This is a genomic window from Saccharicrinis aurantiacus (assembly GCF_001660705.2).
GTDB classification, from domain to species: Bacteria; Bacteroidota; Bacteroidia; order Bacteroidales; family Marinilabiliaceae; genus Saccharicrinis; species Saccharicrinis aurantiacus.
This window is the reverse complement of the sequence record NZ_LYBV02000030.1, coordinates 75,640-93,591: the sequence shown is the minus strand read 5'-3', so window position 1 is coordinate 93,591 and position 17,952 is coordinate 75,640. Positions and strand designations below refer to the sequence as shown.

Genomic DNA, 17,952 nt, shown 5'->3' with positions numbered 1-17,952 from the left:
TAAAACAACGCAGAAATGAAGATCAATAATATAAAATACCTTTTTATAACTCTTGCAGTGTGCGCTTTAACATCCTGCAGTGATTATCTAACGGAAACCAACCCCAACTTTAAACCAAAAGAAGATTATTATAAAACACTTGATGAAGCTGAAGCAACCTTAGTTACTGTATATGGTACAATGCTGAACCATTACATACTGAACATAGAAGAAGAAGCTTTACGTTCTGATTGTGGATACCCAGGGTTTAATCGCCCAAGTCCAACTGATCCAAATGCTGTATGGTACTATCAAACCTACAATAACGGAACGGTATCTGTATCTAAAAAATGGGAAGCCATTTATGAGGGTGTATTCAGAAGTAATCAAGTAATTGAGGGCCTTGAGCATCTAAAAGAAAACAACGAGAATATCGACTTAGATAGATGGTCGGAATTAATGGGTCAATCTAAATTCTTTAGGGCACTATATCACTTTTACGCCTATACTTCATTTAACAACGGCGAAGTAATCATACGCGATTTTGTTCCATCTTTAGAAAATGGTTTAGATGATTTCAACATTCCAGTTTCTGATCGCGAAGAGGTGGTAAATTTTGTAAGAAACGACCTTTACTATGCCTATGAAAATCTACCTAGTCAATATCCAAACCTAGCTCGCAATAAGGGAAAGGTAACCAAAGGTGCAGCAGCAACAATACTTGGCCTGAGTCATATTTACGATGTTGAGTATAAAGATGGTATTGCTATAAATAATACAGAGAGCATTGATTCAGCAATGTTTTATTTTGATGATGTAATCAATAACCCAGAATATGCATACGAATTGGTTGATGATATGGATTTATTATTTACATCGGCTGGGGAATTAAATAAAGAATCGATATTCGAAATTGTTTATGCTTTAGGTCTTCGTCCTGAGTTAAATCACTTCGACGAAGCTAGTTTAACCAATCGTTTAGGCCGCTCTGCTCCTGGTGGAACAATTGGTGGCGGACGTAAATGGTTGCCAACTGCATGGTTAGCTTATGAGTATAGCCACGAAAAAATGGATAGTCAAGACCAACGTAACTGGGTAAATAATGACGATGGCATGCAGCGCATGCGTAACGTTCCATTACGAGCCTCTTCAATGGTAGCCTTGGTTAATGATATTGATACTAAATATTACATAATAGGTAATGTTCCGCAGGTAGCCACTTTTTCAAACTACGAATTTGCTTATTACAAAAAATATACGAATCATGATATTACTGATAGTGAGCGAAATTTATCTGAAGGTCAAAACCGATCAGGAAAAAATGTAACCGTAAACCGCTTGGCTGAAGTAGTGTTATTAATGGCTGAATGTCATATTCAAAAAAATGAGATTCAAGAAGCACTTGATTTAATGAATGATGTTAGAGTGCGTTGGGGCTTAGAATTATTAGGCACTGAATCAGGTTCAAAACACGGTGCTAATCACGACTATAATAACGTAGAATATGATCAAACATCGTTAATGAAGCAATTAATGCACATCGATAAACCATTAGAGTTATCCTCAGAGGGACATTCTATCAGAAATATTGACTTACGACGATGGGGTATTGCCAAACAAAATTTTGAGGATTTGTATAAGCGTAAATATTGGGTAGATACTTTCACGTTTACCGACTTGGATGGTAAGGACAAAAATAACTGGAGAAGCATGATCGTGGATTATGATCCAGGTAATGGGTCAATTATTCTTGATGATTTCGAGGCGGCTTCACAAAACTACATCAACGAAGTACACGACTATTTACCTATTCCTTTAAGCGAGATATTGAATAACCCTAACATATTCAATAAGAAATAAGAAAATTGGAAGTTATGAATATCAAATTATATATAACGGCACTAATAATTGCAATAGGATTTGTTTCATGTAAAGACGAATCTATTGGCGGTGATTTTTCAGATGTTACCTGGACTAATACTTTAACAAGTCATGCCATTGTTGAAAAAGGTGATTTTGCTTCATTCATGGATTTATCACAAGGCGCATTAAGTCATGAATGGGCCATCTCTGATGGTAATTATTTTATGTCTGATGATTTTAGTCGTCAAGATACCAACCTATATGATTTTATCTTACCTGAAATGGGTTTATCAACCAATGATGAAATCATACATGTGTTATTCGATAGTATTGGTATACAAAAAGTAAGACTATACAATACTTTTAGCGAGGAGGTTACATTTAATGGTAATGATACTTTAACTGCCATTGAGAAAGATGGCATTTGGGTTATTGATACTACATTTTTTGTGGATGTATATGGCGATATGGAACCTGCTTTTAAAATTTATAAAAGCATATTAAACGAAGAAGGTAATATTACTGATTGGGAAGAAGTGTTAGAAGTATTAGCTAGTGATAATCCTGAAACTACAGATTCTATCAATTGGCCAGTATTGGATATTGAAGCAGGTGAGTCGCTTAAATTTGTAGATTTAACCACTATAGACCGACCAGAAGGCAGAACATGGCGTATACACAACAGTAATAGTTTTGAAACCATTACAGATTCTGTAGCCATTGTAAATTACCTTAATGTTGGTCCTCTTCCTCAACTACTAGGAACTATGCGCTCTGAACGCGAAGGAGATGAGCACATTCCTAGATCTAACGTAAGCAAACAAATTCCTTTGCATGTAAATGTAGTGCCATCCACAAAACCATTAATTATTGATGGTGATATTTTGCAAAACCTAGATGGTTCAATCAGCTTTAAAGTAAATGGCCTACTCAATCCATTTAGCAATGAAGAAGGTGAATTTAAGGTGTACGTTACCAATGCTGCAAGCGGATTTGATGATTTTATAGAAGTAAAAAGTGCTCAAGTCAGCAAGAAAGACAATAGCGTAATTGATCTGGAACTTGATTCAAGAATATATAACTCTGATGTGGTTACTGTGAGCTATACCGGTAATGGAATTGAATCAACTGATTATAGAATGTTAAGCCAATTCGACAATATTAAGGTTAAACCATTTTACTTTGAAGGAATTGATCTTGAATTCGGAGGTTTTGAAATACTTAACCCAAGTGCAAACGCAATGTCAGCCTCAGCACAGGGTTGGTGGATGAATGGCTCAAACATTGATATTGATGGTCAATCGTGGATTTTTAAACGAGTTGAATCTGATGAATTTAGTCAAATTATTGGTGAAGCTTCTATGCGTGTAAAAGGCACCTACCCTTCAGGAAACTGTAGAATTGATTATACATTCTTGGATATGGATAAAATGCCTGCTGGCAGCTACCGTTTATCATTCATGATATATATAAAGCAGGGTTCTGGTATGAATGAATTGCAAATACAAACAGCCAACCCTAACTCTAACTTAACTTTTATTGATGTTAGCGAATCAATAGTACCAAGAGACACTTGGGTTAAAATTACAGAAGATGTAGTTATACCTAGTGATTTGGTTAGTGATAAGGTAAAACTGCGAATCAATCCGAAAGCCGGAAACTTCGAAGGCCATCAAGAGTGGTACATGGATAGTTTCTCATGGATAAATATTGAAGAACGACCTTAAATAAGTACTATATATTTCCAATTAAAGAGCGACGATCTGTGTTAGAACGTCGCTCTTTCTATATCTTAAGAATTAAGCTCCCACTACAAAGGCTCTCATCTTAATAACTTTATCATTAATCTCCTTTATCCTTTTATCATTAACAAAGGCATCTGCTGAGTCCATCCCTGTAAACTCATTTAAGTTTAAAGATTCGCACATATCGTTGAGCACAACAAAATCGTTATAAATAACATCATTTTCATTAGTGGCTTTATACAAATCAATTAAATTTAATAAATGTGGTAGCTGCTTTAACTGCTCCTTTGTCACTATAACCAACCTTGAGGATAAGGCTAACTTCTCGTTAGGAGATAATTCCTCCGGCAGTTCCGTTATGCTGTTAAAAAGGATAAACTGCTTCTCAATGTAAGCTCCAGCTAACATAGCACTGAAAACACGCATGGCATCTTGTTCTGTCAATACATCTTCACAATTGAAAACCACCTCCTTTAATTTATCAAGTACTTCATCAGAAGGTGCTACACCTTGATTTAGGGTATTAATTACCATATCCTCAAAGGCATCTTCAGCATGAATCTTTTCAGCAATTGATTTACCTGCCATAAAGCTTAAGTAACCATTTCTATTTTCACTATATGCGGCTTCATATAGTCCATCAACAATGTATAAACCCATATTAGCAGCCATTTGCATTTCGCTGCCCTGGTATTGAACCCAAAGATTAGGATCGTGACTGAGCTCTGGTTTATAATCAACCCCCGACAACTTTAGCATAGCGCTGATGTCTTCTACACTCTTTATGCTTGACCTAATATGCTCAACCTCATCGGCAAAATGACGTATGGAATCATTGCTAGTTTGTTGGCTTTGCTTTAGATTACAGCTAGTTAAAAACAATGTACCTACTATTAATACAATTTGAATTTTTCGCATAACTTTAATTTTTATAAGTGTTTATTGTATCTCATAAAAGTCATATATACTGAGCTCCAATTATAGACCAAGAAGACTTTTGAGTAATCCATAAAGACATAGAAGATATCTTCAAAAACTGTAAATTATCTCTCCTATTGAGATTATAATAAAAGTGCCTTACCTTTATTTAGAATCGATAAAAATAAAATACTATGGCAACTATTAATGTTTATCTAACTTTTAACGGCAACTGTCGCGAGGCTTTTACTTTTTACAAAACCGTGTTTAACAAAGATTTTGAAATGATTAGTACATTTGGTGAAATGCCACCGATGGATGGAGTTGTTATTAGCGATGATGAAAAAGATAAAATTATGCATGTTTCATTATCTATTAGTAAAGAAACTGTTTTAATGGGTAGCGATGTTGGCGGCGGATGGTCAACAGAAGTAACCGTTGGGGATAACTTTGCTATTTCTCTATCCGTAGACTCAAAAGAAGAAGCCGATGCTTTTTTTAATCAACTATCAACTGAGGGTAAAATAGGTATGCCAATGGCTGATACTTTTTGGGAATCGTATTTTGGGATGTGTACTGACAAATTCGGAATTAATTGGATGATAAGTGCCGACAAAAAGTAAAACATAAGGAGAACATAAACATGTTCTCCCCAATTTTTCAAGCTCCAAATAGCATTACTTTTTCAACTCCTTTTTCTTGATACCTTACTGAAAAAGTTTTGCTAATTTCATCTAATAATTCAGCTTCGCTCTCCTTAACTGAAGCCACAAGCAATTGCCCGAACCAACGCTGACTAAAACCTGTTCTATCCTTAGAAATATTTCTTAATTCTTTAAAAAACAGATTTATGGCAGTACGCGATTTCCTATCTTGATGATTCTCTAAAGTCTTACCTTCTGTTATATAATTATTGAACACTTTTACTGCCGAAACTAAACTCTGAACTTCTTTCATTGTAGGTATTGTAACGCCAGCAATAAACCTACTCTTCTCATCATGAATATCATCGGATAATTTGTGTGCCCAGCGCTTATAACTTGAGGGGTATGCACCTGATGTAATGCTTTCAAGGGTTCCTATATGTCTAAAACTATTTAAAATTATTTTCGAATAGAAATTAATTCGATCCGACATATTATTACTTTCCTCTATCTTTTTTGTAGGTAGAATAGCTATTGCCATTGCTCTAGCAATCGTCTCTTCATTCATATAATCATCTAAGGCAGAGAGTACATTTGCAAAAAGTGCATTTGAAATACTGATTTTAGTTTCATAGCTTACCTCGCCCGTTTTAAATACCTTTTCCCACAATTTATCTGTATAGTCTGCACCTGCATTTCCATCAATTATTCCCCAACATACTGCTGTAGTTATGAAAGCCTTTAAATCCTTAACCTCATGTTTTCGTACTTTATTATCAAATTTTGTGGCAATTAACGAAAGTGAATTATCCAATTCATCGTATGTAATATCATCGTCTGGCACATTACTCTCACTCGCCATAGAAACTTCATACTTTAGTTTCTCCTTTCCATTAGTTATTTCTTTATTGAATAAGTAGGCAATTGAAACAGTACGTTTATCATTAAAATCGTGAAACTTTTTATCGATAGAATAAACTTCTTCCTTTGAAGATTGCAATGCCCAGTTGCCTACAGCAAGTCCAAATGAAAAGTTACGTTCAAATGTGATTGATTTCTCATTAAAATATGAATTTACAGAAATATCCTCACCACCGCTTTTCGCCATTTCAATTAAAGGTCGCATATCCAATATCAAAATCTCCTTTAAATGTTTCTTCAATAAGTTTAAGGAGATATCGGCATCCAAAAAGGTTCCTGTCTCTACTACTTTTTTAAAACTACAATCTAAACCTATTTTAACCGTTTGTTGAACAAGCTTTAATACAGCTTCTTTTGCCGATTCTACTTTTAATTTATACTCCTGATAATGCGATTTTAATCCCTCAATCGAATCACCTACATATTTAATTTTCTCAACCAGTTTTAAAATAAAGTTATCCTCTTTGTAACTCTCATACTTGTTTAAAATAGCATCAATACCCGAGATTGTATTACCCAAATAATCTTCAAAATATTGATCAATAAGGTCAGTGAGCATTTCCTTATCTGATTGAAGTAAACTAATTGATAAACTGCCGCCTAAGGAAAGCTGATTAGATGCAATCTTCTTTTTATTAATTCTAATACGGAAATCATCAACATTCTTCTTTTGAATCAAACATTCAAATACATCTTTTTTTGAGGCTTCTACTTTTACTGATAAGGAAGGATTTATTTCTAATGGTATTTTAACTCCTGACTTGCACAATGAAAACACTGGTGCAAAAACAACACTCAATAGTTGAACTAAATTTACCTCAACACTAAAATCTATTTCTCCATCATAAATATATGAGAAGGCCTCATTAATTTCCATCGACTCCCAAAAACCGATTTCGTTCCCATTGGTAACTAGAGATTTAAAATTGCTTAAATCATCAAGTAATGCTTCTTTTACAGTTAAGTGATTTTCATACGGTTTATACCAATTCAATTGAATCTCTTTTCGCATACCCAAATCAAATTGTAAAATCTCCTTAATAGGAATTCCCCCTGTAGCATTTAACCTTCCGTTGAGAGAATGTATTACAATTACCTTACGCTCAATCACCTTAGACAGTTCCTCTTCCGACAAGTAAAAATTCTCTAAATTGGCAGCTTCAATATCATCAATACCATTAATGATGTACGAATTTAATTTACTGGAGGATTCTATATTCAGATTCAATTTTGAATCAATAGCTGGTATCTCCTTCTTTATATTATCCGAAAAACTTACTTCGTTATAAAGATTCAAATCAGCCTCCCCTAACTTCTTATCATTCCCTTTGGGCAAGGGTAAAATGCTTTTTAGATCCATACTATTTAAAATATAATTAGTAAACTTATTTAGTTGGAGTATCTGTTCTTTCTTGAGATCCTGATCCTCTCAATTTAATTAATCTATTCAATAAATCGAACCAAAATGGTGCTCCTAACGATAATGCAATAGCAGTAATTAAACATCCAAACAAATAACTAAACCATGATTCCCATGTCGCATCACTGGCAACTGATGGATATTTAATTTCCATTATTGAAGTTACCTCTTGAGATTCTTCAAATAGATCATGTACTTTCTTAGATAGCTCAACATTTAGTTTCTCTTGAGAATTTTTGGTATATTCAGAAGCTGCTTCCACCATAGCCAATCTCATTTGAGGGTCAGTACCTAGTTTCTTACTAATTTCTATGGTATTCAAATTTAGTCCTAAGGCAATTATTAGCCCTACAAAAAAAGTTATGGTTTGAATTCTTCGTTTATACCAACCTGCCGCTCTGTCCATTGTTTCATTAAACCATTCTTCAAGCAAGTTTTGAAATTTACTTACACTACCTTCTGCCTCATCAATTAAATGAATTATCATTTGATGCGTTTCATTATCCGAATTAAGTTTTGCTTTTAATTCACTAAGACTCGATGCTTCTGATTTTATATATCCCAAGGTATTCAAAAATCCTTTTGCAAATGTTACCGGTTTAATATAGGATGGGTATCTAACTTTTCCGCTTTTTAACTTTCTACCTAGATATTTTATTTGGGGTAATTTAAAGAATTCCTCACTAAAATTCTCTTTTGTATTGGTTTCTTCAGTGTCCGAATCGAGCATTCGCTGAATACCTTTACGAAGATATTTTCCTCGCTCATTAAAAATGGATGCAATTAACTCGGTAATTGTTGTTGCTAATAAACTATACAAAGCATAAATAAAAAATAGCCCAATGGCTACATCAAGAGCAATATTACTAAACATAAATTATAACATTAAGTGGATACTGTAAAGCTACACTTTTTAGAAATATGTTAATTAAGAATGAGACTCAAATATTCTTTTTTATTCAAGCTTCAGGCAATTGTTGATTATATTTTGAGTATATTTTGAGTCTAAACCTCAAAATAATAGTTATGAATACTAAAATCGACCCAAGGTACGATGCATTAACATGCAACCCCCATAATAGAAGTTACATACGCAAGAACTTCGTACTACTAAATAACTCTCAAATTTTCATTTACTATATCATTACGAACTAAGTAAGCGGTCAAAAACAATAGACTAATTACACTATTTCTATCTATCTGTTAGGAGTTAGAATCGTTGTATGCCTATTGAACCCTAATATTACTACTAAATACAATCTCGTAATAGATTAATAAACCTATGAAATATATAAGTATTATCATGTACATTATTCTCTTATTCCAAGCGAATATATGTGCACAGGAAACAAGTATTGATTTTGATCACTTTACCATAGAAGATGGCATCCCTCACAGTACAATAAATGATCTATTACAAGATAAAAATGGACAAATATGGATTGCTACAGACGATGGTGCCGCCTTTTATGACAACTATAGATTTAAAAAATTTAAGCACGATAAAAACAATCATAATTCAATAAGTAATAATCAGGTTCTTAAATTATTTATGGATAATAATGACAAGCTATGGATCGGCACTAAGTTTTCGCTAGAGCTTTATGATCCAATTACTGATAGTTTTCAACATTACTTTTTACCCAATCTACCTCATCAAGACAGAGTAAATGTTATTGAAATTAAACAGCTAAATGACAGCATCTTGCTAATTGGAACTGATGGAGGGGGACTTAGAAGTTTTAATATGATTACAAAAAAACAATCTCACTTTTTGCCTAATAAACATTTAAGTAAAATTGGATTACGAATTTCTGCCATTCATATTGATAACGAGGATAGAGTCTGGATTGGGACTTTAGACAAAGGGCTTTTTGTTTATACTGAAGGATATTTAAGATCTGTATTTACGCAATCTGAGATAAGAAAGATTATAAAATCTGATTCTGAAAACTTATTAATTGCAACCTACGATCGTGGACTAATAGAAATAAACTCAAACAGCCTTGATATCAATAAAATTCAAATTCTTACCAGAAATTCCACTAATAATTTACAACTGTTTGATATTATTAAAGACCAAGACTACTTACTTCTAGGCACAGATGGTGAAGGTTTGATTAAATATTATCCAAAGACCAAACATCAGGAAGTATATATAAATTCAGGTAGCTACTCAAGTACCATAAGTAATAATGTTGTACGTAAAATTTTTATTGATTCAGAAACAAACTTATGGTTGGGCCACTTTCATGGAGGTATCAGTCTCCATCGCAAAAAAAATGCATTCAATAATATATATAAAACACCGCTTAGTAACAACTCATTAAGTTATTCTTTAGTCAGTGCTATTTGCGACGATAATAATAACAACATATGGGTTGGAACTGATGGTGGAAGTATTAATATTATAAAAAATGGAATAATTTATAATCACCTAAATAAAAATCTGAACCAATTACTAACCGGATATTGCCCAAACAAAATATTATGTTTATTCAGAGATAACTCTAATAATATTTGGATTGGCTCATACTTAGAGGGTATTTATATATATAATCCACTTACAAATAATATTAAACCTTTAGAACAGGTTTATCCAAATTTAAAAATTGAGAATAAAGATATTCGATGCATAACTGAGGACCGATTAGGTAATATTTGGATTGGAACCAATGGAGGAGGGATCAGTATAATTAATACAGATCGAACTCAAGTATCACAACTTAAACACAACCTTGATAAACCAAAATCGACGCTTAGCTTAGATTGGATAAGAGTAATTTACGAAGACAAACTAGGTTTTATATGGATAGGTACAACCTATGGCTTGAATGTTTACGACCGTGTAAACAATACCATTAGGCAATATTTATACGATACAAACAATAAAAAAACAATATCCGGAAATGTAATCTTCGCAATAACTGAAGACAAAAGTAAAGAATTATGGATTGGCACTAGCTCCGGACTAAATAAATATGACAGGTCTACCGACACATTTACCACATATACAACTACAGATGGCTTACCTAATAATATTATTAGCGATATAATTGCAACAAATAACAATAACTTATGGTTAAGTACAAATAACGGTATTTCTTTATTTAATAGTAAATCCGAATCTTTTACCAATTACAACAAAACTGATGGCTTAGTTTCTAATACCTTTATTAATAGGAGTTCATTCAAAGCGCAAAATGGCTATTTGTATTTTGGTTCAATTTCTGGATTAAGCTTTTTTAAACCTTCAGAGATTAAAAGTTATCAATATAATATACCAATAATACTTACTGACTTTAAAATTTTCAATAAATCAATAGCGGTTAATGAAAGGTTTGATAACCGAGTGATCTTGGATCAAACTATTAATTACACAAAAAATATTAAGTTATTAAAAGCAGAAAATGTTATTACTATAAGTTATTCTGCCCTTTCATATGCATATAGCGACAAAATTAAATATGAATATCGCCTTCTAGGATTTTCAGATTCGTGGGTAAGCAATGCACAAAACAAATCGGTTACCTATACCAATTTAAAAGCAGGCTCGTACACCTTTCAGGTTAGAGTATCTAATTTAGGACTTAACAGCAACATTAAAGAACTTACCTTAATTATCCTTCCTCCATTTTATGAAACTTGGTGGTTTAAGCTATTATATATATTAACCATTGCTACGGTTGGCATATTTGTGATGCGTTCACGCATTAAAACAATTGAACAACAACGCGATACCATTAAAAGACAATTTAATATCGAAATTGAGGAATCGGAAAAAGAACGCAGAAATTTACATGCTAGAATAGAAACTGCAAAAGAGCAATTTAGAGCTGACGAACTAAATTATAAAAATGCACAACTAATATCTACAACAACACTTCTTACTCATAAAAATGAGAAGATGAATTATGTAAAAAAGAAAATTATTAGCTTCTCGAAGGAAACAAATGACCCTGTCTTAAAAAAAGATTTTAAATCACTCATTAGTGAAATAAATAATGAATTTAAAGTAGAAGAAGATTGGAATCGCTTTGAAGAGCATTTTAATAATGTTCACAAAGATTTTATCAAACGTTTAAAACAAAAGTATCCCGACCTCTCCCAAACATACTTAAAGCTATGCATTTATTTAAAACTAGATTTGTCAACAAAAGAAATCGCATCCTTATTAAATATTTCTCAAAGAGGAGTTGAAAAATCCCGATCTCGATTAAGAAAAAAACTTGAACTTAACTCCGAAATAAACATAGGACGATATATATCTGACATATAGCTTTTAGTATATAAAGCTATGTACTATTAAAAAATCATGTCGTAGTTTTGTCTCATCGAAAAACTCAATGTCGTAGCTATGTCGTAGTGATAAACGTGCAATAATCAATGATAAACGCAATCTTTATCTATGTTAAATTCATTAATTATGTATAGCCATGAAAAAAATCTACTCGAGTTTCTTAAAAAAACATGTACTAAGCTTATCGATACGAATTTCTATTTTCTTAATACTAGCCCTTATTAGTTCTGCAGCGTTAACAGCACAATCACCAGTAGGTGCAAATGGAAAACTAAGTGTTTCTGGTTCATCAATGGTGAACCAACAAGGAACACCTATTCAACTTCGAGGGATGAGTTCGCACGGACCACAATGGTTTGGAGAATGCTACAACTTTGATAGTATGAATGCACTAACCAATGAATGGGGTATTGATATTATGAGGCTAGCTATGTATATAGAAGAAAATGGCTATGTTACTGCTCCTGAATATTGGCGCGGTTGGATTGATGATATGGTAGACCTATGCGAACAGTTTGGTGTATATTGCCTTATTGATTGGCACGTACTTACTCCTGGAGATCCGAATGCAAATATTGAAGATGCTAAGGTATTCTGGGATTACATGTCGAAAAAACATGCTGGCAAAGAGCATGTAATTTACGAAATATGTAACGAACCGAATGGTGTTGAATGGCCACGCGTTAAAGAATACGCAGATGTAATAATACCAATTATACGTGCCAATGACCCTAACACCATAATAATTGTAGGTACACCAAATTGGTCTCAAGATGTAGATACAGCAGCCGACTCACCTATAATAGGAGATAATATAATGTATGCTTTACATTTTTACTCAGGAACACACCTTTCCTGGCTACGTGATAAAGCTACCACTGCCATGAACAAAGGAATTGCTTTATTTGTAACCGAATTTGGGACAAGCCAAGCTAGCGGTGACGGAGGTCCATACTTGGATGAATCTGACCTTTGGATGAACTTTATGGCCGACAATAAGATAAGCTGGTGTAATTGGAGTTATTCTGCAAAGGATGAAATTTCAGCGGCGTTAAAACCGGGGTCATGTGGTTCTGACTGGAACAATACAAGTACCTCAGGGGAATATATAAAAGGTAAGATACTATCACCAGCTGATTCTTGGGCGAATTCTGGTGGCAATATACCACCAGTAACTAGCATTACAAAACCTGACAATAATAGTTATTACGAAGTGGGTGACAATATAAATATATCTGCAACAGCAAGTGATACAGACGGCTCTGTTTCTAAAGTTGAATTTTATGCCAACGATGTAAAAGTTGGAGAAGATACTACAGCTCCCTACTCTATCACTTGGTCGCCAAGTACAGCAAATACCTATACAATTCATTCGGTTGTTACCGATGATGCAAACGCAACAAATAGTTCGCTAAAAGTAACAACCAATATTGTTACCCAAATTATTCAAGACCCTTACCCTGATAAAAATACTCCAGCTAGCATACCTGGTGCTATATCTGCAGTAAATTACGATGATGGCGGTGAAGGAATTGCTTATCATGACGATGATGCCACTAATAAAGGAGTTGGTGGTATCAGACCTGACGAAGGTGTTGATACCGAAGGTGGCGACGGAGTTGGGAACATAGGGTATGTTATAACAGGAGAATGGTTAGAATATACTGTGAACGTTGCAAGTACTGATACCTATTCAATGGTACTTCGTTTCGGATCAGAGCCTGGCGGTGGCAAATTTCATCTCGAATTTGATGAAGTTGATAAAACCGGGCTTATTGATGTGCCAAGCTCTGGCAGCTGGGGTAATTACCAAGAATTAACTGTTACCGGCATAGCTCTTGAGGCCGGTATCCAAGTCATGAGAATGTATATTGATGCCGGAGATTTTAACTTTAGCAAGTTTTCCTTCGAAGGTGGTGGAACCATAATTCCGGTTACAAGTATTGAGGTTACACCAAGCACATTAAGTTTAAGTACTGATCAAACTAGCACTCTGTCAGCATCAGTATTACCTAGTAATGCTAGTAATAAATCGGTGACTTGGAGTTCTAGTAATACAAATGTTGTAACAGTATCTGATGCAGGTATAGTAAATGCCCTTGCTATTGGCTCTGCAACAATAACTGCAACCTCATCTGACCCACTTATAAAAAGTACTTGTCAGGTAACAGTTACTGAAAGCACTCCTAATACTTATACACTTAATGTAAATACAGTAGGTATGGGAACTGTAGAATCAATACCAACTAGTCCTAGTTATGAAGCTGGTACCGAAGTAAGTTTAGTGGCAACACCTGCTGATGGTTATATATTTACCTCATGGAGTGGTGACATTAGTAGTACAAATGCTAGTACTGTTTTAATTATGGATGCTAATAAAACGGTAACAGCAACATTTACTTCCGAATCAACTACACCAGGTTGTGATTTTGACGCACCATTAACAACACCGTTACCATCAATAAATAATGCTTATAATAACATACATGTTATTGGAAATGGTCCTGATTTAAGCAATGTATCTAATTTAACCATCAACTGGGATTTAGCAAATAATGGACTATGGCAACTATCAATAAGCACAACAGATGGATCTCCTGATTGGTATAACAATTTATCAGGATCTACTCAGAACTTTAATTCTGTCAGTCCATCAATTACAATTGCAGGCAGCGGATTCACAGGGCTTGATGGTACATATTGGGCTACATTGGATGGCGACAACTTCGTTTTAGTTGAAAAATCAAATAGTTATACACTATACTTCAGCAATTCTGCTTCTGATCCATGCCTAAAATCAGCATATTTATCCAATAATACTCCTGTGTTTAATATGTATCCCAACCCTGTTAGGTCAGAGCTTACTATTGATGGCCTAAATAACTCTAAGCATATCGAGTTTATAAATATGCTAGGGCAAACTGTTCTTAAACAAAAGTCACATGATGTAAAATCACTAAAACTTAATATTAATCACTTAAGCCCTGGAGCCTATATAGTTGTGGTAACATTGAGTGATGGCAGTAAATTAACAAAATCATTATATATCAAGTAGTTTCATTTTTGGGATGTACTCTCCTCTTCTTTACTTAGAGGAGGGTACTATTTTAATTGGCTTCAAAAACTGAGTTTACCACCATTAACTCCCACCATTGCTATGCCTTTTTTATGATAATATTTACTTGAAATCAAAAATTGTATGTCTTATTCTAATTATTAAAGTTTATGAAAAGTTCAATTATTCTTTTGATTATTATGTGCTGCCTCTTCGCAGGTACTTCCGTAAACGGACAGCATAAATACGGAGAAATTCTCCAAAAATCTATGTTCTTCTACGAGGCACAACAAGCAGGTAGCCTGAGCCCAAATAACCGAGTTGGCTGGAGAGCTAATGCAGCTATGGAAGATGGAAACGACGCTAGTATTGATTTAACTGGTGGTTGGTTTGATGCTGGAGACCACGTTAAGTTTAACTTCCCCATGGCATATTCTGTTACAACATTATGCTGGGGATACCTCGAAAACAAAGCGGCGTATGTTGCAAGCAATCAAGAAGCTATTTTTTTAGAAAATGTTAAGCACACTACTGATTATCTTTTAAAATGTCACACCTCCCCTAACGAATTCTATGCTCAGGTTGGTGATGGCGACGAAGATCATAACTATTGGGTTCCGGCCGAAGTTATTCATATTAGCTCAAAACGCTCATCATACAAAATTGACGCTGCTAATCCTGGTACTGATTTAGCTGGTGAAACAGCAGCTGCTCTAGCAGCTGCAAGTTTGATATTTAATGACTCTAATCCTACTTATAGTGCTACATTATTAAGCCACGCAAAAGAGCTGTATACTTTTGCGGATAATTATAGAGGTAAATATTCAGATGTAATTCCTGTTGGTAGTTTTTATAAATCTTGGAGTGGTTATCAAGATGAACTATGTTGGGGTGCTATATGGTTGTATAAAGCAACTGGTGATAATAGTTATCTCGAAAAAGCGAAAGAAGAATATAGTTTATTATCAAATGAAGAGCGTGAAGATGTTAAAAGTTATGGTTGGACATTAGCTTGGGATGATAAAAAATATGGTTGCTACATATTAATGGCATCCTTAACTGGGGAACAAGAATATAACGATGATGCAGAACGCTTCTTAGATCAGTGGTTTGCACCAAATTCAAATGGTAAAGGTCCTGATTTTACCCCATCGGGCTTTCCTATTCTAGATACTTGGGGTTCTTTTAGGTATGCTGCCAACACCGCTTTCTTAATGTTAGAACAAAGCGATAACATGACTAATGCCTCTAAGAAACAACAATATAGAGATCGAGCCAAAGAAATAACTGATTACTTGTTAGGTGATAATCCTCAAGAAACAAGTTATGTAATTGGTTATGGTAATAAATTCCCGTTATACCCTCACCATAGAACTGCACATGGCCCTTGGAATAGAGATGAAAGTATTCCTGAAGAAACTCGTCACACGCTTTATGGTGCACTTGTTGGCGGTCATAAAACTGCTGATGATTTTGATTGGGTTGATAGCAGGCACGACTACTATTGGAATGAAGTAGCTTGCGATTACAATTCTCTTTTTACTGGAGTTGTCGCTCGTTTATATTCCGACTTTGGTGGAGAACCCTTGTCCGATTTTCCTCAAGAGGAAACGCCTAATGGCGAATTTTTAGTAGAAGCCAAAATGAATTCTACCGGAACAACTCATTCAGAATATGCTGTATGGGTACACAACAGAACTGCTTGGCCTGCACGTGTACCAAGCTTTAAATTTAGATTATTCGTTGATATTAGTGAAGGGGTTAGTGCGGGCTATTCTGCATCTGACTATATCATTTCAGCAAACACTAATAACGCAACAATCTCATCTCTTCTACCTGCTGATGCAGAAAATGAGATATATTATGTTGAAGTCGAATTTAATAGCGATGAGATTATTTACCCTGGTGGTCAGAGTGAAACCAGACGAGAATCACAGGTAAGAATCCGTTTACCATATGATGCCCCTGATACAGCTTGGGACCCTTCAAATGATTGGTCAGCCGTTGGTGTTGGTGCAGATTTAACCGAAGTTACAAATATACCAATGTATGCAGATGGTGTTCTAGTATTTGGTAACGAACCTGGTCCGATAGAAGTAATTGATGTTACGGGAATAAGCATAAGTCCTGAAACCATAACAATAAATAAAGGATTAACAGGCGCCTTAACTGCAACAGTATCTCCAAGTAATGCAAGTAACAAGAATGTTACATGGTATACTAGTGATGCTACTATCGCAACTGTAAATACAGATGGAGTAGTAACCGCTATTGCTGAGGGTATTGCAACCGTAAGCTCTATAACTGAAGATGGTGGATTTACAGCCAGCAGTGTAATTACTGTTACGGATATTCCATTACCTCAATATACACTAACCACAGACACCCTTGGTCAAGGAAGTATTGTAATATCTCCAATAGGAGGAATATACGATGAAGGAACAATAGTAAGTTTATCTGCAGTTGCAGCTAGTGGCTATATGTTTAGCGGTTGGAGTGGTGATGTTATTAGTAATGATATTGACATTACTGTAACAATGAATACTAACAAAAGTATTACAGCCGAATTTACGCCACAAAGTACCGGATGTTCATCTCCTATTCCAATAACCCTTCCATTTGAGCAAAATGATGTTGGTGAATTCTGTTGGGTTACAAGTGACGAAATTAACTTTGTTAACTCTTGGAACATGGATAAAGTTGAAATTAATGGAACTGATTATACTAATAAATGGGCCAATAATATGCCCGACAAGATAAATGGAGAATATATAATTCACTATGTTTCTTCTCTTCCATGGTCACATCTTGAAGTTAAATTAGGTACTCTTAAAGGAGCTACTAAAACTCAGAAAATAGATTTGAATACAGATATCACCATCTTCCCTAATCCAACTTCTGATGCAGTTACAATCTCAAACTTACCTGATGCTACATCAATTCTCATATTTGATGTTAGTGGGAATAAATTGTTTGAAGAAAATGTGAATGCAAAACCAACACATCGCTTAGATTTATCACAATATAAAGCTGGCTCATATATTATCAAATTCCAAAATAATGATGTTCAACTGAAGGACTATATCATCATAAAACGATAATTCTTT

9 protein-coding genes are annotated in these 17,952 nt (G+C 34.5%); 6 read left to right on the top strand and 3 right to left on the bottom strand.

Annotation, left to right across the window (positions count from 1 at the left end; all coding sequences use genetic code 11):
- Positions 1-15 precede the first annotated feature (15 nt).
- Together A8B35_RS13235 and A8B35_RS13230 are read left to right on the top strand one after the other, a co-directional pair.
- On the top strand, positions 16-1,839 hold the full coding sequence (locus A8B35_RS13235; RefSeq protein WP_068473338.1) for a RagB/SusD family nutrient uptake outer membrane protein: 1,824 nt from the start codon (positions 16-18) through the stop codon (positions 1,837-1,839).
- A gap of 14 nt (positions 1,840-1,853) precedes the next feature.
- Entirely contained in the window at positions 1,854-3,569 is a 1,716-nt protein-coding gene (locus tag A8B35_RS13230; protein WP_068473335.1) for a hypothetical protein, read from the top strand.
- 72 nt (positions 3,570-3,641) lie between these two features.
- On the opposite strand, the gene A8B35_RS13225 is transcribed toward A8B35_RS13230, so the two are convergent.
- On the bottom strand, positions 3,642-4,505 hold the full coding sequence (locus A8B35_RS13225; protein ID WP_068473333.1) for a hypothetical protein: 864 nt from the start codon (positions 4,503-4,505) through the stop codon (positions 3,642-3,644).
- A 194-nt stretch (positions 4,506-4,699) separates the two neighbouring features.
- On the opposite strand from A8B35_RS13225, the gene A8B35_RS13220 reads away from it, so the two are divergent.
- Complete coding sequence (locus A8B35_RS13220) at positions 4,700-5,128, top strand: VOC family protein (RefSeq protein ID WP_068473331.1); 429 nt, start codon at positions 4,700-4,702, stop codon at positions 5,126-5,128.
- A gap of 37 nt (positions 5,129-5,165) precedes the next feature.
- Here the strand turns inward: A8B35_RS13220 and A8B35_RS13215 are convergent, their stop codons facing one another.
- A complete protein-coding gene (locus tag A8B35_RS13215) occupies positions 5,166-7,430 on the bottom strand; it encodes a hypothetical protein (protein ID WP_068473328.1) in 2,265 nt (754 codons plus the stop codon).
- A 25-nt stretch (positions 7,431-7,455) separates the two neighbouring features.
- Positions 7,456-8,364: a hypothetical protein gene (locus tag A8B35_RS13210; RefSeq protein ID WP_068473325.1), complete on the bottom strand. Its 909-nt coding sequence runs from the start codon at positions 8,362-8,364 to the stop codon at positions 7,456-7,458.
- 408 nt (positions 8,365-8,772) lie between these two features.
- Here A8B35_RS13210 and A8B35_RS13205 point away from each other — a divergent pair, with 408 nt between their 5' ends.
- The 3 genes from A8B35_RS13205 to A8B35_RS13195 all read left to right on the top strand — a co-directional run bounded on the left by A8B35_RS13205 (position 8,773) and on the right by A8B35_RS13195 (position 17,946).
- Complete coding sequence (locus A8B35_RS13205; RefSeq protein WP_083634445.1) at positions 8,773-11,769, top strand: ligand-binding sensor domain-containing protein; 2,997 nt, start codon at positions 8,773-8,775, stop codon at positions 11,767-11,769.
- Positions 11,770-11,926: 157 nt separating this feature from the next.
- Entirely contained in the window at positions 11,927-14,845 is a 2,919-nt protein-coding gene (locus A8B35_RS13200; protein WP_068473320.1) for a cellulase family glycosylhydrolase, read from the top strand.
- A gap of 170 nt (positions 14,846-15,015) precedes the next feature.
- Positions 15,016-17,946, top strand: coding sequence for a glycoside hydrolase family 9 protein (locus A8B35_RS13195; RefSeq protein ID WP_068473317.1), 2,931 nt, complete (start codon positions 15,016-15,018; stop codon positions 17,944-17,946).
- Positions 17,947-17,952 lie beyond the last annotated feature (6 nt).

What these genes read in the sequence shown, in the direction of transcription:
- A8B35_RS13235 (WP_068473338.1), top strand. Translation starts at nt 16, where the DNA reads ATGAAGATCAATAATATAAAATACCTTTTTATAACTCTTGCAGTGTGC.
- A8B35_RS13230 (WP_068473335.1), top strand. Translation starts at nt 1,854, where the DNA reads ATGAATATCAAATTATATATAACGGCACTAATAATTGCAATAGGATTT.
- A8B35_RS13225 (WP_068473333.1), bottom strand. Translation starts at nt 4,505, where the DNA reads ATGCGAAAAATTCAAATTGTATTAATAGTAGGTACATTGTTTTTAACT.
- A8B35_RS13220 (WP_068473331.1), top strand. Translation starts at nt 4,700, where the DNA reads ATGGCAACTATTAATGTTTATCTAACTTTTAACGGCAACTGTCGCGAG.
- A8B35_RS13215 (WP_068473328.1), bottom strand. Translation starts at nt 7,430, where the DNA reads ATGGATCTAAAAAGCATTTTACCCTTGCCCAAAGGGAATGATAAGAAG.
- A8B35_RS13210 (WP_068473325.1), bottom strand. Translation starts at nt 8,364, where the DNA reads ATGTTTAGTAATATTGCTCTTGATGTAGCCATTGGGCTATTTTTTATT.
- A8B35_RS13205 (WP_083634445.1), top strand. Translation starts at nt 8,773, where the DNA reads ATGAAATATATAAGTATTATCATGTACATTATTCTCTTATTCCAAGCG.
- A8B35_RS13200 (WP_068473320.1), top strand. Translation starts at nt 11,927, where the DNA reads ATGAAAAAAATCTACTCGAGTTTCTTAAAAAAACATGTACTAAGCTTA.
- A8B35_RS13195 (WP_068473317.1), top strand. Translation starts at nt 15,016, where the DNA reads ATGAAAAGTTCAATTATTCTTTTGATTATTATGTGCTGCCTCTTCGCA.